20 protein-coding genes and 1 riboswitch are annotated in these 21,979 nt (G+C 65.8%); of the genes, 8 read left to right on the top strand and 12 right to left on the bottom strand.

Annotated elements, in window-relative coordinates:
- The first annotated feature begins 44 nt into the window (after positions 1 to 44).
- On the top strand, positions 45 to 1,028 hold the full coding sequence (locus YQ44_RS07775) for an EDSAP-1 family PEP-CTERM protein (RefSeq protein ID WP_071322888.1): 984 nt from the start codon (positions 45 to 47) through the stop codon (positions 1,026 to 1,028).
- A 141-nt stretch (positions 1,029 to 1,169) separates the two neighbouring features.
- Entirely contained in the window at positions 1,170 to 2,186 is a 1,017-nt protein-coding gene (locus tag YQ44_RS07770; protein ID WP_071322887.1) for an EDSAP-1 family PEP-CTERM protein, read from the top strand.
- 29 nt (positions 2,187 to 2,215) lie between these two features.
- Here YQ44_RS07770 and YQ44_RS07765 read toward each other — a convergent pair whose 3' ends face one another.
- From YQ44_RS07765 to YQ44_RS07745, 5 genes are all read right to left on the bottom strand, one after another.
- On the bottom strand, positions 2,216 to 3,316 hold the full coding sequence (locus YQ44_RS07765; RefSeq protein ID WP_071322886.1) for a nitroreductase family protein: 1,101 nt from the start codon (positions 3,314 to 3,316) through the stop codon (positions 2,216 to 2,218).
- Entirely contained in the window at positions 3,317 to 4,186 is an 870-nt protein-coding gene (locus YQ44_RS07760; protein WP_071322885.1) for a ThiF family adenylyltransferase, read from the bottom strand. It abuts the gene before it with no gap.
- Positions 4,187 to 4,278: 92 nt separating this feature from the next.
- Entirely contained in the window at positions 4,279 to 5,829 is a 1,551-nt protein-coding gene (locus tag YQ44_RS07755) for a methyl-accepting chemotaxis protein (protein ID WP_071322884.1), read from the bottom strand.
- Between the two features lie 150 nt (positions 5,830 to 5,979).
- Complete coding sequence (locus tag YQ44_RS07750) at positions 5,980 to 6,177, bottom strand: hypothetical protein (RefSeq protein ID WP_010399555.1); 198 nt, start codon at positions 6,175 to 6,177, stop codon at positions 5,980 to 5,982.
- Positions 6,178 to 6,273: 96 nt separating this feature from the next.
- Positions 6,274 to 9,117 carry a M16 family metallopeptidase gene (locus YQ44_RS07745; protein WP_071322883.1) on the bottom strand — a complete coding sequence of 948 codons (2,844 nt, stop codon included), beginning with the start codon at positions 9,115 to 9,117 and terminating at the stop codon, positions 6,274 to 6,276.
- A gap of 185 nt (positions 9,118 to 9,302) precedes the next feature.
- A riboswitch (FMN riboswitch) is annotated at positions 9,303 to 9,453 on the top strand.
- A gap of 94 nt (positions 9,454 to 9,547) precedes the next feature.
- Between YQ44_RS07745 and ribB the strand changes: the two genes are divergently transcribed.
- Positions 9,548 to 10,195, top strand: a complete 648-nt coding sequence (ribB, locus tag YQ44_RS07740) for a 3,4-dihydroxy-2-butanone-4-phosphate synthase (protein ID WP_071322882.1) — start codon at positions 9,548 to 9,550, stop codon at positions 10,193 to 10,195.
- Between the two features lie 4 nt (positions 10,196 to 10,199).
- Here the strand turns inward: ribB and YQ44_RS07735 are convergent, their stop codons facing one another.
- On the bottom strand, positions 10,200 to 11,570 hold the full coding sequence (locus YQ44_RS07735; protein WP_083411695.1) for an MFS transporter: 1,371 nt from the start codon (positions 11,568 to 11,570) through the stop codon (positions 10,200 to 10,202).
- A gap of 127 nt (positions 11,571 to 11,697) precedes the next feature.
- Here YQ44_RS07735 and YQ44_RS07730 point away from each other — a divergent pair, with 127 nt between their 5' ends.
- From YQ44_RS07730 to YQ44_RS07710, 5 genes are all read left to right on the top strand, one after another.
- A complete protein-coding gene (locus YQ44_RS07730) occupies positions 11,698 to 12,564 on the top strand; it encodes a LysR family transcriptional regulator (protein ID WP_071322881.1) in 867 nt (288 codons plus the stop codon).
- 56 nt (positions 12,565 to 12,620) lie between these two features.
- Positions 12,621 to 13,436 carry an MlaE family ABC transporter permease gene (locus YQ44_RS07725; RefSeq protein WP_071326329.1) on the top strand — a complete coding sequence of 272 codons (816 nt, stop codon included), beginning with the start codon at positions 12,621 to 12,623 and terminating at the stop codon, positions 13,434 to 13,436.
- 52 nt (positions 13,437 to 13,488) lie between these two features.
- Positions 13,489 to 14,499: an MlaD family protein gene (locus YQ44_RS07720; RefSeq protein WP_071322880.1), complete on the top strand. Its 1,011-nt coding sequence runs from the start codon at positions 13,489 to 13,491 to the stop codon at positions 14,497 to 14,499.
- Positions 14,496 to 15,167, top strand: a complete 672-nt coding sequence (locus tag YQ44_RS07715; RefSeq protein WP_071322879.1) for a hypothetical protein — start codon at positions 14,496 to 14,498, stop codon at positions 15,165 to 15,167. Before YQ44_RS07720 ends, YQ44_RS07715 begins: the two co-directional genes overlap by 4 nt.
- Before the next feature lie 76 nt (positions 15,168 to 15,243).
- On the top strand, positions 15,244 to 16,542 hold the full coding sequence (locus YQ44_RS07710; protein WP_071322878.1) for an ATP-binding protein: 1,299 nt from the start codon (positions 15,244 to 15,246) through the stop codon (positions 16,540 to 16,542).
- A gap of 5 nt (positions 16,543 to 16,547) precedes the next feature.
- Here YQ44_RS07710 and YQ44_RS07705 read toward each other — a convergent pair whose 3' ends face one another.
- The 6 genes from YQ44_RS07705 to YQ44_RS07680 form a co-directional block, all read right to left on the bottom strand.
- Positions 16,548 to 17,861 carry an HD domain-containing phosphohydrolase gene (locus YQ44_RS07705; protein WP_232251118.1) on the bottom strand — a complete coding sequence of 438 codons (1,314 nt, stop codon included), beginning with the start codon at positions 17,859 to 17,861 and terminating at the stop codon, positions 16,548 to 16,550.
- 14 nt (positions 17,862 to 17,875) lie between these two features.
- Positions 17,876 to 19,318, bottom strand: coding sequence for an ATP-binding protein (locus tag YQ44_RS07700; RefSeq protein ID WP_071322876.1), 1,443 nt, complete (start codon positions 19,316 to 19,318; stop codon positions 17,876 to 17,878).
- Positions 19,315 to 20,154: an HDOD domain-containing protein gene (locus YQ44_RS07695; RefSeq protein ID WP_071322875.1), complete on the bottom strand. Its 840-nt coding sequence runs from the start codon at positions 20,152 to 20,154 to the stop codon at positions 19,315 to 19,317. Before YQ44_RS07695 ends, YQ44_RS07700 begins: the two co-directional genes overlap by 4 nt.
- Complete coding sequence (locus tag YQ44_RS07690; protein ID WP_071322874.1) at positions 20,151 to 20,501, bottom strand: hypothetical protein; 351 nt, start codon at positions 20,499 to 20,501, stop codon at positions 20,151 to 20,153. The genes YQ44_RS07695 and YQ44_RS07690 overlap by 4 nt, the downstream gene beginning before the upstream one ends.
- Positions 20,498 to 21,364: an ATP-binding response regulator gene (locus YQ44_RS07685; protein WP_083411694.1), complete on the bottom strand. Its 867-nt coding sequence runs from the start codon at positions 21,362 to 21,364 to the stop codon at positions 20,498 to 20,500. The genes YQ44_RS07690 and YQ44_RS07685 overlap by 4 nt, the downstream gene beginning before the upstream one ends.
- Positions 21,365 to 21,513: 149 nt before the next feature.
- On the bottom strand, positions 21,514 to 21,975 hold the full coding sequence (locus tag YQ44_RS07680; RefSeq protein ID WP_156894727.1) for a hypothetical protein: 462 nt from the start codon (positions 21,973 to 21,975) through the stop codon (positions 21,514 to 21,516).
- Between the last annotated feature and the right edge of the window lie 4 nt (positions 21,976 to 21,979).

Raw genomic sequence — 21,979 nt, 5'->3', positions numbered from 1 at the left:
GCTCAGGCAAGACTTCCCCAACCACATGATGTGAGGTGATCCAAATGAAATTATCCCAACTGAAACTGCTCCCGGCCGCGGCGGCACTGGCCATGCTGTGCGCCGCCGGTAGCGCCCAGGCGGGCGGCTACGGCTACTCCTACAACAACATCTTCGGCCTGCAGATCGCCGCCGCCACGGGCTCGATCACGGCCCTGAACAGCACCACCATCTCGCGCAGCACGGCCACCCTGAATGGCGTGAGCGTCATCCAGGGCGGTCCCGGCACACTCGATTCGCCGCGCGCCACGGTCGGCGCCGTCACCAAGGGCGAGAACGACTTCACGCAGCAAGGCCCGTCGGGCAACTATTCGCGCGGCGATGCGCAAATCGTCAGCACGCAATTCCCCTCGTTCCCGCCCGGCTCCACTTCCACGCAAGCCGTCAACGTGGCCGAAGTCCACCTGGACGACCCCTCCGGAACGGCCGACGCTTCCGGGCGCAACGGCTCGACCACAGGTTTCTCGGTCAACTTCGTCGTCGGCTCGCCAACGGCAACCCTGAGCTTTGACTTCCTGTCCTCGCCCTTCATGCAGGTCTTCTTGCAAAACAATGTCGGCCCCCTGTCCACGGCGACGGCCAACCTGGTGGTCACCTTCACCATCACCGACTCGACTGGCGCGACGGTCTTCAACTGGACACCCGACGGCGTGGTCGGCTCGGGCATCTCGGGCGGCACGGAATCGGCCGACGATGCCAACCTGAACACCAGCCTGGCGACCAACTTCCTGACGCGCGGCAATCTGTTCACCTATGACCCCACCGGCTGCGGCACACCCACGGGCACGGGCGTAGGCACGGGCTGCGGCGGCAACTTCAGCGCCGTCAGCAATGCCTTAAGCGCCGGCAACTACACGCTGACCCTGAACGCGGTGGAAAGCGTGGACCTCGTGAAACAGCAAGCGGCACCGGAACCGGGCACCTTGGCCCTGCTGGGCCTGGGCCTGGCTGGATTGGGCTATGCCAGCCGCCGCAAGGTCAGCGCCTGAAGCAGCTAACAGGGGGACTCACAGGCGAGGGTAGTCTCCTCGCCTTTTTTATGCGGCAAGCCTGTCGGTTTTCCTTACAGCCTGGCGCCGCCTGCACAGCCGCCGCCATGCCGCCGTCCGAGCAGGAGATGAGGATTTTTCATGAGCATTTTTTCTTGTAACCGCCTTCCCGCGGCGCTGCTGGCCATGCTGTTGCTGGCGGCTAGCGACGCAGCCCACGCCGCGGCATATGGCTATGCGTACACGAGCGTCTTTGGCCTGGTGATCAGCAATCCCACGGGTTCCACCACCTTGCTGAGCAACATCGACCTGTCGCGCACCACGGCCACCCTGAATGGCAGCAGCGTCATCCACGGCGGCAGCAACGAGATTGACGCACCGCAAGCGGCGCGCGGCGCCGTCAGCAAAGGGCAAAACGATTTCACGCAGCAAGGCATGGGCAACGCCTCGTATGCGCGCGGCGATGCGCAGATCGTCACGTCGCAGATCCCACCCTTTCCACCGGGGTCGACAAGCACGCATACGGTCAATGCGGCGGAAACCTTCCTGACGGGCAGCGGCAACGCCGACGCGTCGGGGCGCAATGGCTCCACCACGGCCATGGCCGTCAACTTCGTCGTCGGCGAACCGGGCGCGACCTTGGCCTTCAACTTCCAGGCCCTGCCCTTCATGCAGCTGTACCTGGATGCCCTGGCCGGCACGGGATCGGCCGCCAGCACGAATATGGCGCTCACCTTCAGCATCATCGACGGCAATGGCCAGATCGTCTTCAACTGGGCGCCCGACGGCAGCCTCGGCTCGGGCATCCTCGGCGGCACCGAACTGGCCGACGATGCCAGCCTGAATACGGGCTACGCCCAGGCGCCGCTGACCAGCGGCAACGTGTTCACCTACGATCCGACCGGCTGCGGCACGCCCACCGGCACGGGCATCGGCACCAGCTGCGGCGGCCAGTTTGGCGCCGTCACGAATCTGCTGGCGGCAGGCAGCTACACGCTGGTATTGAACATGCTCAACAGTTCCGAACTGGCGTATGTGCGCCACGCCACGCCGATGCCGCTACCGGGCACCCTGCCCTTGCTGGCTGCAGGCCTGGCCGCGCTGGCCGCCGTCGCCGGCGCGACTGGCGCAACCGGCTTGGGCAGGCGCCGGCGCTGACGGGCGCCGCCGGCATGGACGGCGCCGCCTCATGGCGCCGTGGCCGGTGTCACGAGCAGCTCGGACAGCGGACGGCGCAGGGAGCGCGCGCGGGCAGCCGGCCCGGCGCCGATGCGGCACAGGAAGACGGCCCGATCGAACGCCGCCGCGCCCAGCACGGACTGGCATTGTCCCGCCAGTTCCTGCGCCAGCTCCTGCATGCCCTCGGTGCGCGAAAAAGCCCGCCGTTCCCGCACATAGCGGGAAAAAATCAGCGGCGTCAGTTCCGGCTGCAATTGCAGGCCCAGCTGCGTGGCCGTCAGCCAGAAGCGCTGCATGGCGCGGCCGGCCGCCACGTAGTCATCGATATGGCGCGGCGGCGCATCGGCCAGCAGCACGCCATGCGCGGCGCAATACAGGCCGGGCAGCAAGTCCATCTGCAGCCGGGGCGCCAGCGTGCCCGCCAGCCAGGTATTGAAGAAATCCACGCGGCGCCAGCTTTGCATGATCCAGCGCATCAGCCGCGCCGTCACCGGGTCGACGCCGAGCGCCTGGTCCGGGATGCGGTCGTTGCTGAAGCGCGCGCCCCACTCGATCACGTCGCGGTGCACCCTGTGCGCCTCGGGCATGGTCAGGCGCAGCTTCGCATTGTCGAACATCAGGCGCGCGCAGGCCAGGCGCGCGCGCCAGCCTTCATGCCACTGTACGCCATAGCCGGGCGGCAGGCTGGCCGCCAGCGCGGCCTTTTCGCTGGCGCGCAGGCGGCGCGTGCCGAGCCGGCGCCGCTGCACGCTGCGGCGTGGCAAGAAGGCCGCCAGCGGATCGGGCAGCATGCCGGGACTGTCGAGCAGGTGCACGTCAAACGTGGGCAGGGTATCGGGCATGGACAGGCGCCGGCGCGCCTCCATGCGCAAGCCGTGGCTGCTGGCCGCCAGCGCCAGGCTTTCCAGCAAGGCGCCCAGCGACAGCTGGCTGGGATGGCCGTCGAGGTCATACACGCAATGGCTGCGCGTATCGAAGCCATGCACGACGACGTGCCGGGCCTCGACGATCTCGAAGCGCCATGGCTGCGTATTGTCGCCGCTGGGCGCCCAGCGGGCCTGGTCGAGGATGTTTTCCAGGATGGTATCGAGCTGCGATGCCGGCGCCATCTAGCCTCCCCGCGCCGCGCGGCGCCGCTTGATGATGGCCATCGTCAGCCGTTGCAAGGGATGGCGGTTGCCGCCCGGACGCCAGGTATGCACGAGCTTGTTGCGGTAGGCATCGAAATGCATGCCGTGCGGCGCCGCCACCACCTTGCCGCGCTTCAACAAGATCTTCAGCGCCTCGGTGGCGGCGGCGCCCGCGCACAGCTGGCAACCCATGATGGTCGATGGCCCGCGCCGCTCCTTCAGGTTGATGGCGGACGGGTCGACCAGATAGGGAGCATGCAGGCCGGCCGGCGCCAGGCCGACGAGGAAACGCAGGGCTTTTTCTTCCTCGGGCAAGTCGCCCCAGCCAAAATACTGCTCGAACGTCATCTTGCCCGGCATGAAGCTGAGCACGGCCGTGCCCATGCCCAGCGGCGCGGCCGTGATGGCGGGGATGCCCAGGCGCGCGCACATGGCGAAGGTGGCTTGCCGCGCGGGGAAGGCGAAGAAATCCAGGCCATCCACGTACAGGTCGACGCCGGCGAAGAACTCCGCCAGGTTGCTCTCATGCACGCCATCAGGAAATGACTTGATGTCCAGTTCGGGGTTGATATCACGCGCCATCTGCGCCAGCACGGCCACCTTGGGCTGGCCCAGGGTGGACACCATGGCGCCGGCCTGGCGGTTGAAATTGGCGATGTCGAAAGTGTCGAAATCGGCGATGTGGAAGGCGCCGATGCCCAGCCGCGCCAGGGTCAGCAAATGCACGCCGCCCACGCCCCCCATGCCGGCGATGGCCACGCGCTTGCCGCGCAGGCTGTCCTGCTCCGCCTGCGTGACCCAGCCCAGGTTGCGGGCGAACGCCGCGTGATAGGAAAAACCGTCTGTCATGCTCACCTCTGCTCTACGTCCATTGCGGACCAAGAATTTTGGACAGGCGAGCAATCAGAAAGTTCCCTTGACTGAGGGGAAAGCTGCCGCCCTTACCGGATCCGGCGCGGCGCCGCTGTCGCCGTTCCCACCTTGAATACGCTGACGATCTGCGCCAGCCCGGCCGCCTGCTCGTTCATCGCCTGCGCCGCCGCCGACGCCTGTTCCACCAGCGCCGAGTTTTGCTGCGTCATGTTATCCATCTCGACGATGGCCTGGTTGATCTGTTCGATGCCGGCGCTCTGTTCGGCGCTGGCCGAGGAAATCTCGGCCACGATATCGGTCACATGCTGCACGCTGGAAACGACTTTTTCCATCGTCTCGCCGGCCAGCGCCACCAGTTTTTCGCCGGCGCCTACTTGCTCGGCGGAACTGTCGATCAATTGCTTGATCTCCTTGGCAGCGGCGGCCGAGCGTTGCGCCAGGTTGCGCACCTCTGTCGCCACGACGGCGAAACCACGGCCCTGCTCGCCCGCGCGGGCCGCTTCCACGGCCGCGTTCAAGGCCAGGATATTCGTCTGGAAGGCGATGCCGTCGATGACGGCGATGATGTCGCCGATCTTCTTCGACGAGGCATTGATGGCGCCCATGGTATCGACCACCTGGCCCACCACGCCGCCGGCCTGCGTCGCCACTTGCGAGGCAGAAATGGCCAGCTGGTTGGCCTGGCGCGCGTTGTCCGCATTCTGGCGCACGGTCGACGTCATCTCTTCCATCGTCGACGCCGTTTCTTCCAGCGATCCCGCCTGCTGCTCCGTGCGCGCCGACAAGTCGTGGTTGCCCGAAGCGATCTCGCCGGACGCCGTGGAAATGGCGTCCGCATCGTTGCGCACCTGGCTCACCAGGTGCGCCAGGTTATCGCGCATGGCCTTGATCGCCATCAACAGGCTGGACGTATCGCCAGGGCGCGTCTCGATATGCGTGGTCAGGTCGCCCTTGGCGATTTGCGCGACGATGGCCGCTGCGTAGTCGGGTTCGCCACCGAGCTGGCCGAGGATGCGGCGCAGCATCAGCGCCGCCAAACCGCCCACCACCAGCATCAGCGCGCCGCCGATGGCCAGCAGCACGCCCGCCTGGGCCCAGAACTTGTGGTTGATGTCATCGATATACGTGCCCGTGCCGACCAGCCAGTCCCACGGCGCAAATTTCATCACCGCATACATCTTCGCCACCGGATCCTTGACGCCGGGGCGCGTGCCGTCGGCCTGCACGAAGCCGATGCGGCTGTTTGCCAGCGCCGCGCGGTAACGGTCGCCCGACTGCTTCATATTCTTTTGCGGCGTGCCGATGCGCGACGCATTCGGATGCACGTACAGCAAGTCCGTGCTGAAATCGCGCACGAAATAATACATCTCGTCCTTGACGAAGCTGCCGATGGCCAGCTTGGCCTGCTGCTGCGCCTGCTCACGCGTGAGCTTGCCCGACTGTTCCAGCGCATACGCCTTTTCCACCGAAGCATTGGCCAGTTCGACCAGCACCGTCAATTGCTCGACGCGCTCGGCCATCATGGTCTGGCGCAGCGAATACAGGGAAAAGGAGGCGATGAGGACGATGCCCAGCAAGGTACTAAAGCACAACAGGAGAATGCGCGAACGGAGAGTCATGGGAGCCTGGAAAAATAATATACAAAAAATGCGCTATGCGTGAAAACGCCTTGAAGTTGCCCTATGGAAATCTTTTCAGAAAAGCAAAACGGGCGGCGCTACCGGGCTGTGCCCGGCAGGCACCGCCCGCTGTGAGTGTGAAGCTGAAGGTCAGGCCAAGGCTTCCTTGGCTGCCTCTTCCGGCGTCAAGCCGTCATAGAACTGGTCGGTAAACCACTCGACCTGCTCTTCGATATGATCTTGCGCCTGTGCCACGGTGGCGCCACCGGCGACGAGGAAGCCTTCGACCTCGATGCACCAGTTGATCAGTTCCAGGGTTTCCGGATCGAGTTCTTCTTTCTTCGCCATCGTGCATTCCTTACTTGTTAAATTGCAATATCACATCAATAAGCAGCAGTTTAACAGCTTCGTCGCCCTGCCGCCCCTGCACGTCAACAATGAAGATTACTTTGATGCAATATTTTTACGTTCCGGATACAGCACCACCTGCACATAATTGCGCATGTCCAGGTAACGCTGCGCCGCCTGCTTCACGGCTTGCGGCGTGATGGCGCGCACGCGCTGCTCGAAGCGCAGGATTTGCGCGGGGTCGCGTCCCTGCGTCACCGAGCCCATCAACTGGTTCATCCAGTAGCGGTTTTCGCGCAGCGATTTCTGCTGGCGCGTGATCCAGTTCAGCTTGACCTTTTCCAGGTCGGACGCGGATGGCCCGTCCGTCTTCATCTTGCTGATCTCGGCAAACGCGGCGGCGATCACCTTGTCGACGTTTTCCGGCCCCGTCGGCAAGCTCAGCGCCACCGAATAGTGGCCGTACGGATGCTGGCCCATCGTCGTTTCAAAGCCGCCGCCATAGATCATGCCCATCTTTTCGCGCAGCACTTCGATGACTTTCAGGTTCAGCACCTCGCCCAGCGCCTGCAAGGTCAGCTTTTGCTCATCCGAATACGCCACGTCGCCATTGAAGGTGATCGAGATATTGCTTTTCGGCTCGCTCCCCATATAGACATCCTTCTTGACCACCCCGGCCACGGGGCGCAAGCCGACGTCGCGGTAGGCATGCGGCAGCTCGGCCACGGGCAAGGTGCCCAGGTAGCTGGCGATCAGCGGCTTGATCTTGTCGACCTCGAAGCTGCCGGTGAAGATGAAGGTCATGTCGCGCGCGCTGGAAAAACGCTGGCGGAAAATCTCCAGCGACCGCTCCAGGCCCACACGATCGAAATCCTCGGCGCGCGGCACGCCTTCCACGCGGGGGCCGTCGCCAAACATGGCATGCTGGATGGCGTCGTAGAACACGGCTTCCGGCTGCGCCATGCTGTTCTTCGCCAGGTCCTGCTGCTTGCCGATGAAGGACTGGTACAGGCCGTCATCCTTGCGGACGTCGTGGAAATACAGGTACACCAGCTGCAGCATGGCTTCCACGTCGGCGCTGCTGGACGAGCCGCCAAAGCCTTCGCTCAGCTCGCCCAGCGAGGCGCCCACGTTGACCGTTTTGCCGGCCAGCACTTTTTGCAGGTCCAGCGGCGCCAGGTCCTTCAAGCCCATGCTGCCGACGACGGCGCTGGCGTAACGGGCGTTGTAGATATCGGCGTCGCCGAACAGCGACTGGCCGCCGAAACGCGTCGACCCCATCAGCACCTGGTCATTCTTGAAGTCCGTCGGTTTCAGCAGCACGCGCACGCCGTTGCCCAGTTTGAGTTCCGTCACGCCGATGGCGCGGTTGAGGGTTTCGCTGACGATGCTGCCGCCGGCCGGCGGACCTGCCATCAGTTCGCTGGCGAGGACTTTTTCCGTGCGCGGCTCAACCTTTTGCTGCTCGGCACTGGCGACCGCATCGAGCAATTGCTGCTGCGTCGGCACGGCGGACGCCGTATCGCCCGCCTTCGGCTCGGCGCCCATGTAGACCACCAGTTTCTTTTGCTGGTCGGGGATTACCTTGGCCACCGTCTCGTTGATTTCCTGCAAGGTCACTTGCGGCAAGAGTTCCCGTGCATACAGCAGCTCGTTGGCGATGCCGGGGATGGCTTCCTGTTCGAGGAAGTTGCGCGAATACTCGGCCACGAAACCGGCCGAATCGGACTTGTCGCGCTCGTTGTAGGCCCGTTCGTAGTTGCGCAACATGTCCTTGCGCGCGCGGTCCAGCTCATCCTGGCTGAAACCGAAACGGCGCGCCCGTTCATCTTCTTGCACCAGCGCATCGATGGCGGGCTGCACGCCGCCCTTGCCCAGCAAGGCATACGCGCTGAACGATTCATAGCCGCGCACCAGCTTGCCCATGCTGCTGCCGCCCTGGATGAAAGGCGGATTGGCCTGCTGCGACAATTCCTGCATGCGAGCACTGAGCATCTGGCCGTACAGGTTTTCGATCATCTGGCGCCGGTAGTCGGCAATGGTGACGGGTTCCTGCGCGGCGCGGATCGGGTAGCGGATGAAGACGGAATTGTCGGCCGCCTCCTTGTCCGTGATCACCAGCGCTTCCGTCTGCGAGCGCTGCGGCACTTCCGCATACACGCGCGGACGCGGTTTCGCGGGATTTTTCAGCTTGCCGAAATGCGCGCGTATCATCGCTTCGGCCTGCTTCGGCTCGACGTCGCCCACCACCATCACGGCCATCAGGTCGGGACGGTACCAGTCCTGGTAGAAACGCTTGATGGCTTCCGGCTTGAAGGTCTTCAGCACGGATTCCTTGCCGATCGGCATGCGTTCCGCATAGCGCGAACCGTTCAGCAATTTCGGATACAGCACCTTGTTCATGCGGTCGCTGGCGCCCTTGCCCAGGCGCGCCTCTTCCAGCACGATGCCGCGCTCGCTGTTGATGTCGGCCGGATTGAACTTCAAGCCATGCGCCCAGTCTTCCAGCACGAGGAAACCCTTTTCCAGGTTGCCTTTCCTGTTCGTCGGGATCGGCAACACGTACACCGTTTCATCAAAGCTCGTGTAGGCATTCAGGTCGGCGCCGAATTTCACGCCGATCGATTGCAGGTAAGAAATCAGTTCATTGCGCTTGAAATGCGTGGAACCGTTGAAAGCCATGTGTTCCGTGAAATGCGCCAGCCCTTGCTGGTCGTCGTCTTCCAGGATGGAGCCGGCCTTCACCACGAGGCGCAGCTCGACTTTCTGTGCCGGACGGGCATTTTTCTTGATGTAGTAGGTCAAGCCATTCGGCAATGTACCTACGGTAACTTCTGGTGCCAGCGGCAAGGGGTCGCTCAAACGGATTTCAGCCTGGGCCATGCAGGCGCATGCCAGCAGGACGGCGCCCGAAATCAGGCGTAATTTACTCAGCTTCATGTAGTGCCTTGCGTAAGATTCAGTAAGCATACCTTACACCGAAATCGACTTTCCGCGATTAAAAACAGCTTAGGGGAAACGACTTTCCCAAGGGAACTTTGTCGAATAACAAACTCGACCGTGCCCTGCCAGGTTTTTTCAATTGTGCTACAGTATTGCCGCCGGTCATGTGGACCGGCACAACAATACGTCTTCGGGGCGGGGTGCGATTCCCCACCGGCGGTAAGACCGGCAACGGTCAAGCCCGCGAGCGCCTGTCAAATTCCTTTTGGCAGGGTCAGCAGATCTAGTGCAAACCTAGAGCCGACGGTATAGTCCGGATGAAAGAAGATGTGCAGTAGTGTGATGTCCCATCGCCACGGCGATGCGGCCAGTTGCGTCTATTCGCTTGCCCTGCAGCGTTTTTCGCCTATGCGAGGAGCGTTTCACCATGTTAGTCAACAGCTATACCCTGCTTTCCAACGACCTCGAAGGTCGCATCCAGTCCGCCCTGGCCGCCATGCGCGCCGGCATCCCCGTCATCCTGCTCGACGATTTCGACCGTGAAAACGAAGCCGACCTGATCCTGTCGGCGGAAAAACTGACGAATGAAACCATGGCCCTGCTGATCCGCGAATGCAGCGGCATCGTCTGCCTGTGCCTGCCGACGGACGTCGTCAGCGCGCTGGAATTGCCGCCCATGTCGTCCGACAACGGCAGCCGCTACGGCACGCCGTTTACCGTCTCCATCGAGGCGCGCGATGGCGTCACGACGGGCGTGTCGGCCGCCGACAGGGTCACCACCATCCGCGCCGCCATCGCCAAGGACGCCAAGCCGGCCGACCTGGTGCGTCCGGGCCACGTCTTCCCCCTGCGCGCCGCGCCCGGTGGCGTGCTCGAGCGTCGTGGCCACACGGAGGGTTCCGTCGACCTGTCGCGCATGGCGGGCCTGAACCCGGCCGCCGTGCTGTGCGAGCTGATGAATCCGGACGGCACCATGATGCGCGGCGACGATATCGAACGCTTCGCGGAACTGCATGGCATGCCCATCCTCACCATCGAGGAACTGGTCGAGTGGCGCAGCACGCGCGAGCAATAAACCTTCAGGCCGCCACGGCCTGCGGCATGTGCACGTGGCGGTGGACGAGTGCCGCCGCCAGGCCATACGCGGCGGCAATCGTCGCGTAGGCCAGCGGCAGGCGCAGCGACCAGTCGGGCACCATGTGCAGGATGCTGCCGATCAGGGCCACGCCCACCAGGGCGCCGATCTGCCGGTTCGCATTCAGGGCCGCCGCCGCGCTGTTCGCATGCTGCTTGCCGGCCACCCGCATCACGGTGGCCGTCATGGCGGGAATGGCGATGCCGATGGCCACGTTCATGACGGCCGTGCCCAGCGCCAGCAGCGCAAACGGCGTGCCGGGGCGCAAGGCCATCAACAGCAGCGCCATGACGGCGCCCACCAGCAAACCGAACAGCATCGGCAGGCGCGTGCCATGCCGCGCCGCAATACTCCCAGCCATGAAATTGCCCACCGTGTAGGCCGCCATCATGGGCAGCAGGCGCAGGCCCGACTGCAAGGCGTCGGCGCCGCCCGCTTGCTGCAGGAACAGGCTCAATAAAAACAGCTGGCCGAAGACGCAAAAGTTAATCAAAAATCCCACGCCATTGGCCGCGCCAAAACTGCTGCTGTGAAACAGTGCGCGCGGCAACAGCGGATGGCTGCCGCTGCGCTCGCGCCGCAGCAATTGCCAGGCGGCCAATACCGTCCATGCCCCTGCCGCCAGCACGCCCAGCGACAGCCAGCCCAGCACGGGACCTTCGATCAGCACGAAACTCAGGCCCGCCAGCGCCGCCACGCCCAGCGCATGGCTGAACAGCGACAGGTCGCGCGGCTGGCGGGCCGGCGCGGCCAGCAGCACCTGCGCCATGACGATGGCCAGCACGCCCAGCGGCACGTTCACCCAGAAGACGCTGCGCCAGCCGAACTGGTGCACGAGGATGCCGCCGATCAGGGGACCGGACGCGCCCGCCACGCCCACCAGCGCCGACCAGGCACCGAGCATGCGCGTGCGTTCGCGCTCGTCGTCGAAGCTGTGCGTCAGCAGGCTGAGCGAGCTGGGCATGAACAGGGCCGCGCCCGCCCCTTGCAGCAGGCGCGCCGCCGTGAGGAAATGGCCGTCGGGCGCAGCGCCGCACAGGATCGAGCCGAGGATGAAGACGCCGAGTCCGCCCTGGTACACGGCTTTGGGGCCATAGCAGTCGGCCAGCGCGCCGCCGGCCAGCAGCAGCGCGGCAAACGTCAGGGTGTAGCCGTCGACCACCCAGACCAGGCCCGTCAGCGGAATGGCCAGGTCGCGCGCGATATCGGACAGCGCCACGTTGACGGCCGTGACGTCGATCATGGCCATGACGAAGCCGAACGCCAGGGTCAGCAGGATCAAGCCGTTGGCACGGCGCGGTGGAATGGCAGACATGGTTTTTCCTTGCAGGGACGGCGGGGCAGCCATTGTAGGAGCGTTGCACAATGCAGTAAACAGGCATAAAATCGGCGCTATGATGCAAAAATGCATCAAAAAAAAGACGTCAGCATAGAGGAAACGCATGGACTGGGATAACGCGCGCATTTTTCTGGCCATCGGCCGGGCCGGCACCCTGCGCGGCGCGGCCGCCCTGCTGTGCATCGACCAGGCCACGTGCGGGCGCCGCCTGGCCGCGCTGGAGGCATCGCTGGGCGCCACCCTGTTCCTGCGCACGCCGTCCGGCTACGTGCCCACGCCGGCCGGCGAATTGGCGCTTTCGGCCGCCGAGGCGATGGAGCGGGCGGCCGACAAATTGCAGAGGGAAATGCTGGGCGTCGACAACCGCCTGTCCGGCCTCGTGCGCGTGGCCACCACGGACACCATGGCCAGCCATTTCGTCATCCGTGCCATGCAGCGGCTGCATGCGGCCCACCCGGACATCCGCATCGTGCTCAACGTGGCGCCGGCGCTGGCCAGCCTGACGCGGCGCGAGGCGGACCTGGCCGTGCGCGGCGTGCGCCCCACCGATCCGGACCTGATCTCGCGCCACCTCGTCAAGCGCAGCCTGGGCCTGTACGCGTCGCCCGCCTACCTGGCCGAACGGGGCGAACCCGTGCGCGGTACGGCGCTGGCCGGCCACGACATCGTCATCTACCACCATACCGTGACGCCGCGCCACGCGGAGAAGATCGCCGGCGAGCCTGTCGCCAACGCCAGGGTGGCCATGGAAGTGAATTCGGCCATGATGCTGCAGCAAGCGGCGCGCGCGGGCCTGGGCGTGGCCGAGCTGGCCACCCACCTGGGCGATATCGATCCATTGCTCGTGCGCATCTGGCCAGAGCGGGCCGAGCCGTATGACGTGTGGCTCGTCATGCATGCAGACCTGAACCGCTCTGCCAGGGTGCGGGCGGCGGCCGACGCCATCATCGCCAGCGTGGCCGACAAATAGACGCCGCGCGCACGCCAGCCGTACCTGCCGGGCCGGGCTGATGTTAAGATGCCATGATGACCGTTTCCGTCTCCCTCATCATCGGCCTGCGCCGCCTGCACCGGGCCACCATTGCCTGGCTGGGCAGCTGGTGGCGCCTCGTGCATTTCGCCATCCTCGTGTTTTCGCTGGCCCTGTCGCCGTCGAGCTACAACCGCGCCAACCGCCCCATCCTCGCGCACCGCCTGGTGACGAACACGGCGCCCAACCTGGTGTGGTTCAGCGTCGCCTGCGCGCTGGTCAGCCTGGTACTGATCCGCATCGTCGTCGTCAGCGCGCAAAGCTACGGCCTGTCGCGCTATGCGCTGGAAATGGTGGTGCGCGTGCTGGTGCTGGAACTGATACCGCTGACGGCCGCCCTGTTCGTCGCGCTGCGCCTGACCTTGCCCGATGGTATTGCGTTTGCGCAAATGCGCTCGACCGGCGTGCTCGACACCATGCAGCGCCAGGGCGTCGACCTGCTGCGCCGCGAATACTTTCCGCGCGTCATGTCCGGCATCTTCGCCGTGTGGATGCTGGCCATCGTCAGCTGCGTCACCTCGCTGGTGCTCGCCTACCTCACCATCTATGGCTTCACGCCGTGGGCGCTGCAGGGCTACACGCGCGTCGTGGGACAGATCTTCAATCCGGCCGTGGCCCTGATCCTCATGCTGAAGGTGGTCTTCTTCAGCTTTGCCGTGGCGCTGATTCCGCTTGCCTCCTCGTACTACCCGGAAGACCCGCGCAGCCGGCGCGGGCGCATGTGGGCCGCGCACGGCCTGTCCGAAATGCTGCGCCTGTTTTCCGTCATCCTGCTGATCGAAGTGGCCTCGCTGATGGGCAATTACTATTGATGCCCGCCAGCCGCCAGCGATCCCCACACCATCCATACGAGAGCCCGACGCCATGAGCCAGACACCCACTCCCGACCAGACCGACGTCACGGCGCCAGACGCCGTGCTGCCCGCGCCGCCGCCCGTGCGCCACGCCGAACTGAAGGCGGCCATCCTGCTCGTCTTCATGTTCGTGCTGGTGGTCGGCTCCGTCGTCTACCTGATGTATGCGCGCGGCGCCTTCGAAGCCACGCAGACGCTGGTGCTGACGACCGACGATTCCGACGGCGTGGGCGTGGGCGCCGACCTGACCTTTTCCGGCTTCCCCATCGGCCGCGTGCAGCGCATCGAGCTGGCGCCGGACGGCAAGGCCCGCGTCATCATCGACGTGCCGCGCAAAGACGCGCACTGGCTGCGCACCAGCTCCATCTTCACGCTGGAACGGGGCATCGTCGGCGGCGCCAAGCTGCGCGCCTACAGCGGCATCCTGACGGATCCGCCGCTGCCGGACGATGCCACGCGCGACTTGCTGGTGGGCGACATGGCGGCGGAAATCCCGCGCCTGCTGTCGGCCGCGAAGGACTTGCTGAACAACGTGGCCAGCCTGACGGGCACCGATTCCGCGCTCGACGGCACCCTGCGCAATGTGCAGGCCGTCACGGGCAAGCTCAGCGGTCCGGGCGGCGCCATGGGCTTGCTGACGGGCGACGATAAGCAGTCGCGCCTGCTGGTCGAGCGCGCCAACGCCCTGCTCGTCACGGCGGACCAGCTGGCGCGCCGCACGGACGGCCTGGTGGCCAATGCCGACACGCGCGTGTTTGGCGACAAGGGCGTGATGACGGATGCGCAGGCAACCATCGTGCAGCTGAACGCGCTGCTGGCCGACACGCGCGCCAGCCTGAAAAAGGTCGACGCCGTGCTGGTCGAGGCGCAAGCCGTGGGCGCCAACGCCAGGGCGGCCACGGCCGACCTGGGTCCGCTGCGCGCCGACGTGGAAAGCAATCTGCGCAAGGTCGAGCAGCTGGTCAATGAAATCAACCGCAAATGGCCGTTCAAGCGCAATCCGGAGATCAAACTGCCATGAGAAATATCAATGTAGCGTTGTCCGCGCTGGCCATGGCGGCACTCGCCGCCTGTTCCAGCGGCCCGCCCGTGCCGGACTGGAAGATGAACGCGCAAAGCTCGATCGAGCGTTACGAGGCGGCCTACCTGAATGGCCAGACCCTGGTCGAACAGACGGAATTCCAGCGCGCCCGCAGCCAGGTGGGCGGCACGGGCAAGATCGACCTGGTGGCCAGGGTCGAACTGCTGCGCTGTGCCACGCGCGTCGCCAGCCTCGTCTTCGAAGACTGCACGGGCTTCGACGCGCTGCGCGCCGACGCCAGCGCCGCCGACCGCGCGTATGCGGCCTACCTGGCCGGCACGCCGCAGGCGGCCGACATCGCCCTGCTGCCCGAGGCGCAGCGCGGCGTGGCGGGCGCCGGCTCGGACACGGCGGCGGCCGACGCCGTGGCCGCCATCAAGGACCCGCTGTCGCAGCTGGTGGCGGCCGGCGTGCTGCTGCGCGCCAGCCGCGCCACCCCCGCCCTGCTGGACACGGCCGTCGCCACGGCCTCGGACCAGGGCTGGCGCCGTCCGCTGCTGGCGTGGCTGGGCGTGCAGCGCCTGCGCGCCGAACAGGCGGGCGATGCGCAGGAAGCCGGGCGCATCGCCCGCCGCATGGCCATCGTCGGCCAGCCGCCCGCCCCCTGAACGCGCGCGGCGTGCCGGCCGCGCCGGCTTCAGGCATAATCGCAGCAGGCCGACAGCCAGGCAGCGAGGTGTGACGATGCAGTTCGAGGACTTCGAATTCTTTTCTTCCGACGCCAGGCCGGCGGGCGACGCGGCGCCGGCCGCCACGGCCGACCGCCTGCAATACCTGCTCGACAATACCCCCTCCATCATCTATTGCACCGTGCCCAGCGGCGACTTCAAGATGACCTTTGTCAGCAATAACGCCTTGAACGTGCTGGGCTACCATCCGGACGAGATGGTGGCCGACCCGAATTTCTGGTTCGACCATATCCACCCCGATGATGCGCCCGGCATTTTTTCCAGCCTGGCGCAAATCTTCGTCGAGGGTGCGCGCGCCTATGAATACCGCTTTCGCGTGCGCGACGGCAGTTATCTGTGGATGCACGACAGCCTGCGCCTCGTGCGCGACGAGCACGGCGTGCCGTTCGAGGTGATCGGCTCGCTGACGGATATCACCGAGCGCAAGCGCATGGAAGCGATGCTGCAGGCGCGCGGCGAAGAGCAGCAACTATTGATCAGCAAGTTGCAGGAAGCGCACGACCAGCTGCTGCAGGCGGAAAAAATGGCGTCCATCGGCCAGCTGGCGGCCGGTATCGCGCACGAGATCAACAATCCGATCGGCTTCGTCAATTCCAACATGAGCTCGCTTCAAGCCTATGTCGGCACCCTGTTCGACGTGATCGGGCAATATGAGGCGGCCATGCCCGCCGCGCTGGCCGCGCGCGTGGCCCAGGTGCGCGAACAGGCCGACCTGGCGTACCTGCAGACGGACGTGGTCGAGCTAATCGGCGAATCGATGGATGGCTTGAAGCGCGTGCGCGACATCGTGCAGGCGCTGAAGGATTTTTCCCATGTCGGCGAGACGGACTGGCAGGTAGCCAGCCTGCATGCCGGCCTGGACAGTACTCTGAACATCGTCAGTAACGAACTCAAGTACAAGGCGCGCATCGACAAGCAATATGGCGAGTTGCCGTCGATTACCTGCCTCGCTTCGCAGCTGAACCAGGTATTCATGAACCTGCTGGTCAACGCGGGCCAGGCCATCAGCGGCGAAGGCGTGATCAGCATCCGCACGGGCCATGCCGATGGCTGGGTGTGGGTGGAGATCGGCGACACGGGCGCCGGCATCGCGCCCGAACACCTGCACCGCATCTTCGAACCGTTCTTCACCACCAAGGCCGTGGGCAGCGGCACGGGCCTGGGCCTGTCGCTCTCGTACGGCATCGTCATGAAGCATGGGGGGCGCATCGAGGTGGCGTCCGAGCCGGGCCGGGGCACGCGCTTCACCATCCACCTGCCCGTGGCGCCGCCGGCGGCACGGCCCAAGGCCTGACGGAACTAGCCGTCCCTGGCCGGCGGATACACGCGAATGTTGAGCCTGCCGCCATTCTTGCCCTCGAAATCGAGCAGCTGGGCAATCACGCGCGCCGTCAGCACATGCTCGGCCGCCAGCAGCATCAGGCCGTCGCGGCTGATCAGGTCGCGCGACAGCACCATGCCCGGCTCCAGCTGGCCCGACAGCACGGCCAGGTCGCGCGGCGGCGCTTCCGTCTCGTCCATGATGGCGCGGAAGGCGGCCACCACGGCGGGATCGTAGCGCTTGCCGCTGCTGTCGTAGATCAGGGTGCGCGCCTCGTCCGCGCGCAGGCTGCGCTGCACCATGGCGCCGATCTGCAAGCCGTCATAGTCGGACGCCAGCGCCAGGATGCGCGCGCCCTGCGGGATGGCCAGGCCCGTCATGCCATCGGGGAAGCCGGCGCCGTCGAAGCGCTCGAGCTGCGAGCGCAGGATCACGGCCACGCCGCGCAATTCCTCGAGCGCCATCAGCAGCTGCTCGGCGCGCAGCGGATGCTTGCGGAAGGCGGCCAGCTGCTCGCCCGTCCAGGCGCTGGCCGGCAATTCCAGCAGCGCATCGCTCAGACTGAGCTTGCCGATATCCTTGAGCAGGGCCGCGATGAAGACGTCGCGCGCCTCCTGCGCTTCCAGGCCCAGCGCCTGCGCCAGCTTGCGCGCCAGTTCCGCCACCCGGCGCGCGTGGCCAGCCAGCTTGCCGCCGCGCATTTCGATCAGATTGGAAAACACCTTGATCGTCGTCACGAACGTGGCCTTCAGCTTGTCGTTCGCCGCCTGCAAGTCGTCGTGCGACAGCTTCAGCTGCTGCGTGCGCTGCGCCACCTTCTCTTCCAGGCTGGCGTTGAGCGCCTTCAGCTGCCCGTTCTGGCTGGCCGTGAGCGCCTCCAGGCGCAGTTTTTCCTGTTCCAGCGCGCGCCGTTCCAGCGCGTGGCGCACCACCAGCACGATGTCGTTCTCGTCCCACGGCTTGGTCACGTAGCGATAGATTTCGCCCTCGTTGATGGCGTCGAGGATGGACTGGATATCCGCGTAGCCCGTCAGCAGCAAGCGCATGGTGGCGGGCCAGCGCCGGCGCACCTGGGCCAGGAACTGCGCGCCGTCCATGTGCGGCATGCGCATGTCGGAAATGACCAGGTCCACCGCCTCGCTTTCCAGCAGCGCCAGGCCGGCCGCGCCGCCGTCGGCCGTCAGCACGCGGTAGCCGTGCGGGCGGAACAGGCGCCGCAGCGCGGACAGGATATTCGGCTCGTCGTCGACGCAGAGGATGGTGGGCGGCGCTGGCGCGGTGCTGGTGCTCATGTTGTCCTGTTCAGTCATGGTGCGGCGGCCTGCGCCTGGCGCACGGGCAAGGTGATGCGGAAAGTGGTGCCGCTGCCGGGCGCGCTGCGCACGTCGATGCGGCCGTGGTGCTTCTGCACCGTGCTGTAGGCCAGCGACAGCCCCAGCCCCGTGCCCTTGCCGACGGCCTTGGTGGTGAAGAAGGGGTCGAAGATGCGCGACAGGTGCTCGGGCGCGATGCCGGCGCCCGTATCCTCGACCTCGATCCACACCTCCTCCGCGCTGTCGCTGCCCGTGCGCAAGGTGATGCGCCCCCGCCCCTCGCCCATGGCGTGGGCCGCGTTGACGACGAGGTTCATGATCACCTGGTTCAGTTCGGAGGGCTGGCACTCGATGTCGGGAATGTCGCCATACTGCCGGATGACGTCGGCCTTGTACTTGACCTCGTTGTTCACGATATTGAGCGTCGTGTCTATGCCCTGGCGCAAGTCGGCCCACACCCATTCCTGGTGCGCGTCCGTGCGCGAGAAATCCTTCAGGTCCTGCACGATGCGGCGCACGCGCACGATGCCTTCCTTCGACTCGCCCATCAGCTGGGGAATGTCGGTGCGCAGGAAGTCCAGGTCGATCTGCTCGCGCAAGGCGCGCAGGCGCGCGGCGACCACCGCGTCGGCGACGGCCGGCTCGGCTTCTTCATAGGCGTCGAGCATGGTGAACAGGTCGTCCAGGTAGCCTTCCAGGGTGCCGACATTGGAAAAGACGTAGCCGATGGGATTGTTGATCTCGTGCGCCACGCCGGCGGCCAGCTGGCCGATCGAGGCGAGCTTTTCCGACTGCAGCAGCTTTTGCTGGGCCAGCGACAGCTTGTTGTTCAGTTCCGTCAGCGCCAGGTTGCGCTCGCGCAATTCCGTGTCGGCGCGCTCGCGCTGGCGGATATCGTCGGCCAGGCGTTCATTCATTTCGGCCAGCTGCGCCGTGCGCCTGGCCACCAGGTGCTCGAGGTTGGCGTGGGCCTTGCGCAGCGCGCTTTCCGCGTGATGGCGTTCCGTCACGTCGCGCAAGGTTTCGATGGCGCCCACGAGGCGGCCGTGGCGGTCGCGCAGCGGCGCGGCCGTGAAGTGCAGCCAGTGCCCGTCGAGGCCGATATTCGCGAAGAAGTCCTCGGCCTCGTAGGCGCCCGGGATCACGGGCGAGCGCTTCAGCTTTCCCTGGTACAACTCGTTTTCGCCCAGCGCGATATCGTCGGCCACCAGCAAGTCGGCCAGGCAGGCGCGCGGCTGGCGGTAAAACGCCTTCCAGTGGTTGCGCGTGCCCACCATGTCGGCGGCCGAATAGCCGAGCAGCTGCTCGCAGGCGCTGTTCCAGTGCGTCACCACGTGCTGCGTATCGATGGCGAAGGTGGCCACGGGGTGGCCATCGAAGAATGCCGACAGCGCGACCGCGTCGGGCGGCAAGGCGCTCTCCGTGTGCTTGCTCATGCCAGCATGATCCGCGACATTTCATCGAAGGTGCGCTCGGTCTGCCGGAACAGGGCGAACCAGGCCGCATCGGCGAGCGCGAAACGCGCCCAGCCGGAGGCCGACAGCGGCGGCACGAGGGCGTCGTCCTGGCCGGACAAGTCCAGCGCATGGGCGACGGCATTGGCCACGTGCACCACCAGCGGCAAGCCGCCGCCGTCGAGGCGTTCGATGGCGTGGTGGTCGGCCACGGCTTGCTGTATGGCGGCGGGAAATTTCCAGTACGCGGCCAGGGCGCTGCCCACCTGCGCATGGTCGATACCCATGACAGCCAGCTCGGCCTCGGCCATCTGGCAATCGTGCGTCTGGCGGTAGCTGCGGATCAGCGCGTGTTCGGCGGTAAAGCGCGTCGCCAGCACCAGCGTGCCCAGGTCGTGCAGCAGGCCGGCCGTAAACGCCGTCTCCGGATTGACTTGCAGGTGCGGCGCCAGCATGCGCGCCGCCACGGCCGTGGCCAGCGAATGGCGCCAGAAGGCCGCAAAATCGAAGCCGCCGCCGGCCGGCGCGAAGCTGCCCGTCAACGCGCACGCCGTGACCAGGGTGCGGATGCTGTGAAAGCCCAGCACGGAAACGGCTTGCGGGATGCTGGTGACCTTCGACTGCATGCCGTAAAACGAGGAATTGGCGATGCGCAAGGTCTTCGCCGCCAGCGCCTGGTCCAGCTCGATCTTTTGCGCCAGCACATGCACGTCCGTGTCTTCCTGGTCTATGCTCGACAGCAATTCCAGCACGACGGCCGGCAGCGCCGGCAGCTCCTGTATCTGCCGCAGCAGCTGGTCAAAGGTGGGCTGGCTCATGCGCTGCCCCCTTGCCGGTAGCGCTGCAGCAAGGCCAGCAGCTGCGCGCCGGGGCTTTCTGGCGGCGTGGCGCGGAACAGGCGCTGCAGGCGCGCCAGCTGGCGTTCGCGCTCGCGCTCGGCATTCTCCTGCGCGGCCGGGTCCGGCTCTGCCTCATCCTCGGCGACGATAACACAGCGCTCCACGCCGCGCCGGCGCAGGGCCGCCAGGTTGGCCGCCGTCAGGGCGGCGCCCTGCGCCAGCAGCACGGCGCCGCTGGCGTCGCTGAGCGCCAGCGCCAGCACCATTCCTTCCTGCGCCTGCTCGAGCGCGATGTCGCGGCTGCCGGCGTGGCTGACGGCGCTCATGCCGGCGCTCCTTGGCGCGTCAGCGTGACCAGGCTGCCGCGCGACTGCGAATGCACGCCCATCGAATGAATCGCCACCGCATACGGCTGGCCGTTGATGGGGGCCAGATGCTGGCCGCCGGCGTCCCTCGTCCCCGCCATGTCGTCGAACAGCTGCGGCAGGACCAGCGCCGCCTCGTTGCCCAGCAGCGCAGCGCCACGCTCGAACAGGCTGGCCGCCGCCGCGTTGATGAAGGCGATCATGCCATCCTCGTCGAGCCCGATCACGGGTAGCGGCAGGAATTGCAGCAGTTCGCGCGCGATGCCCAGGCTGACCTCGTCGCGGCTGATCTGGTGCCGCTGCTGGCGCACCAGCGCCTGCATCGATGCATTCGCCGCCGCCAGGGCCAGGTTGGCCTCGCGCAGCTGGGCATTGAGGCGCACATTGTCGTCGTCGATGCCCTTCAGGCGGAACGCTTCGGCAATATGCTCGCGCAACTGGTGGTCTTCCCACGGTTTGGTGAGGAACTTGAAGATGGCGCCCTCGTTGACGGCGTCCGTGACGGCTTGCAGCTCCGTATAGCCCGACAGCATGATGCGTATGGTCTGCGGATACAGCAGCTTGGCCTTGCGCAGGAAATCGGCGCCCAGCATGCCCGGCATGCGCTGGTCCGAGACGATCACGTCGACGGCATGGCTGGCCAGCACCGCCAGCCCTTCCTGGCCGCTGCCGGCAGTCAAGATATGGTATTGGTCGCGCCGCAGCAGGCGCTTGAGCGACGCGAGGATATTCTGTTCGTCGTCGACCAACAGCAGGGTGCGCGGCGGCGCCACAGGCCGCGCGGGGTCGCTGGCTGGCAGCGCGTGCTCGTCGTGCAAATCCATCGGACCATCCTGTCGTCGCCGTGGCGACATCGGAGCATGCCTGGAGGAAAAACGCCACGCGGCGCAGCCTTGCGTGGCAAGCTTACTTGCCTGAAATTATACGACTAAATATTCCCTTACGGCACCTTCCTTGGCAGCGGTGCCAGCCCTCATGCGCGGGCCGGACACGGCATATTGCGGTAAAACACGAAGCCGCCCAGGCCGATGGCCTGCGTGTCGGCCTTGACGCCGTAGACGAGCGTGTTTTTCGGCCCGTCGATGCGCAGCAGATTCTTGTGCAAGACGATTTGCGAGTGGGACAGCTCCAGCGAGGGCGTGGGCGCCAGTTGCAGGCTGAGCTCGGCCGTGGCGGCATCATACGACCAGCGGCCCGGATTGTAGAAGGCGAAGCCGCCATCGAAGCGCAGGCGGCCATCCTTGAGCTGGGTCATGCATATGCCGGGAAATTCGCTGGGCGGGTTGTACCAGGTGGCGACCACCTCGCCCTTGCCCACGACGCCCGGCATGGCTGGCCCGGAAGCGGCCCCGTCCTTGCCGGACATGCCGGCACAGCCTGCCAACAGCGCCAGCGCCGCCAGCGGTCCCGCCATGGTGATAGTCTTGCGTTGCATGTTC

It is taken from the genome of Janthinobacterium sp. 1_2014MBL_MicDiv (assembly GCF_001865675.1).
Lineage (GTDB): Bacteria > Pseudomonadota > Gammaproteobacteria > Burkholderiales > Burkholderiaceae_D > Janthinobacterium.
This window is presented reverse-complemented; position numbering and strand designations above follow the sequence as displayed.

Coding starts and splice junctions, on each gene's coding strand:
- YQ44_RS07755 (WP_071322884.1), bottom strand. CDS start 5,829: ATGACTCTCCGTTCGCGCATTCTCCTGTTGTGCTTTAGTACCTTGCTG.
- YQ44_RS07765 (WP_071322886.1), bottom strand. CDS start 3,316: ATGGCGCCGGCATCGCAGCTCGATACCATCCTGGAAAACATCCTCGAC.
- YQ44_RS07705 (WP_232251118.1), bottom strand. CDS start 17,861: ATGAGCACCAGCACCGCGCCAGCGCCGCCCACCATCCTCTGCGTCGAC.
- YQ44_RS07700 (WP_071322876.1), bottom strand. CDS start 19,318: ATGAGCAAGCACACGGAGAGCGCCTTGCCGCCCGACGCGGTCGCGCTG.
- YQ44_RS07710 (WP_071322878.1), top strand. CDS start 15,244: ATGCAGTTCGAGGACTTCGAATTCTTTTCTTCCGACGCCAGGCCGGCG.
- YQ44_RS07680 (WP_156894727.1), bottom strand. CDS start 21,975: ATGCAACGCAAGACTATCACCATGGCGGGACCGCTGGCGGCGCTGGCG.
- YQ44_RS07775 (WP_071322888.1), top strand. CDS start 45: ATGAAATTATCCCAACTGAAACTGCTCCCGGCCGCGGCGGCACTGGCC.
- YQ44_RS07730 (WP_071322881.1), top strand. CDS start 11,698: ATGGACTGGGATAACGCGCGCATTTTTCTGGCCATCGGCCGGGCCGGC.
- YQ44_RS07720 (WP_071322880.1), top strand. CDS start 13,489: ATGAGCCAGACACCCACTCCCGACCAGACCGACGTCACGGCGCCAGAC.
- YQ44_RS07685 (WP_083411694.1), bottom strand. CDS start 21,364: ATGGATTTGCACGACGAGCACGCGCTGCCAGCCAGCGACCCCGCGCGG.
- YQ44_RS07715 (WP_071322879.1), top strand. CDS start 14,496: ATGAGAAATATCAATGTAGCGTTGTCCGCGCTGGCCATGGCGGCACTC.
- ribB (WP_071322882.1), top strand. CDS start 9,548: ATGTTAGTCAACAGCTATACCCTGCTTTCCAACGACCTCGAAGGTCGC.
- YQ44_RS07725 (WP_071326329.1), top strand. CDS start 12,621: ATGACCGTTTCCGTCTCCCTCATCATCGGCCTGCGCCGCCTGCACCGG.
- YQ44_RS07770 (WP_071322887.1), top strand. CDS start 1,170: ATGAGCATTTTTTCTTGTAACCGCCTTCCCGCGGCGCTGCTGGCCATG.
- YQ44_RS07690 (WP_071322874.1), bottom strand. CDS start 20,501: ATGAGCGCCGTCAGCCACGCCGGCAGCCGCGACATCGCGCTCGAGCAG.
- YQ44_RS07760 (WP_071322885.1), bottom strand. CDS start 4,186: ATGACAGACGGTTTTTCCTATCACGCGGCGTTCGCCCGCAACCTGGGC.
- YQ44_RS07695 (WP_071322875.1), bottom strand. CDS start 20,154: ATGAGCCAGCCCACCTTTGACCAGCTGCTGCGGCAGATACAGGAGCTG.
- YQ44_RS07750 (WP_010399555.1), bottom strand. CDS start 6,177: ATGGCGAAGAAAGAAGAACTCGATCCGGAAACCCTGGAACTGATCAAC.
- YQ44_RS07735 (WP_083411695.1), bottom strand. CDS start 11,570: ATGTCTGCCATTCCACCGCGCCGTGCCAACGGCTTGATCCTGCTGACC.
- YQ44_RS07745 (WP_071322883.1), bottom strand. CDS start 9,117: ATGAAGCTGAGTAAATTACGCCTGATTTCGGGCGCCGTCCTGCTGGCA.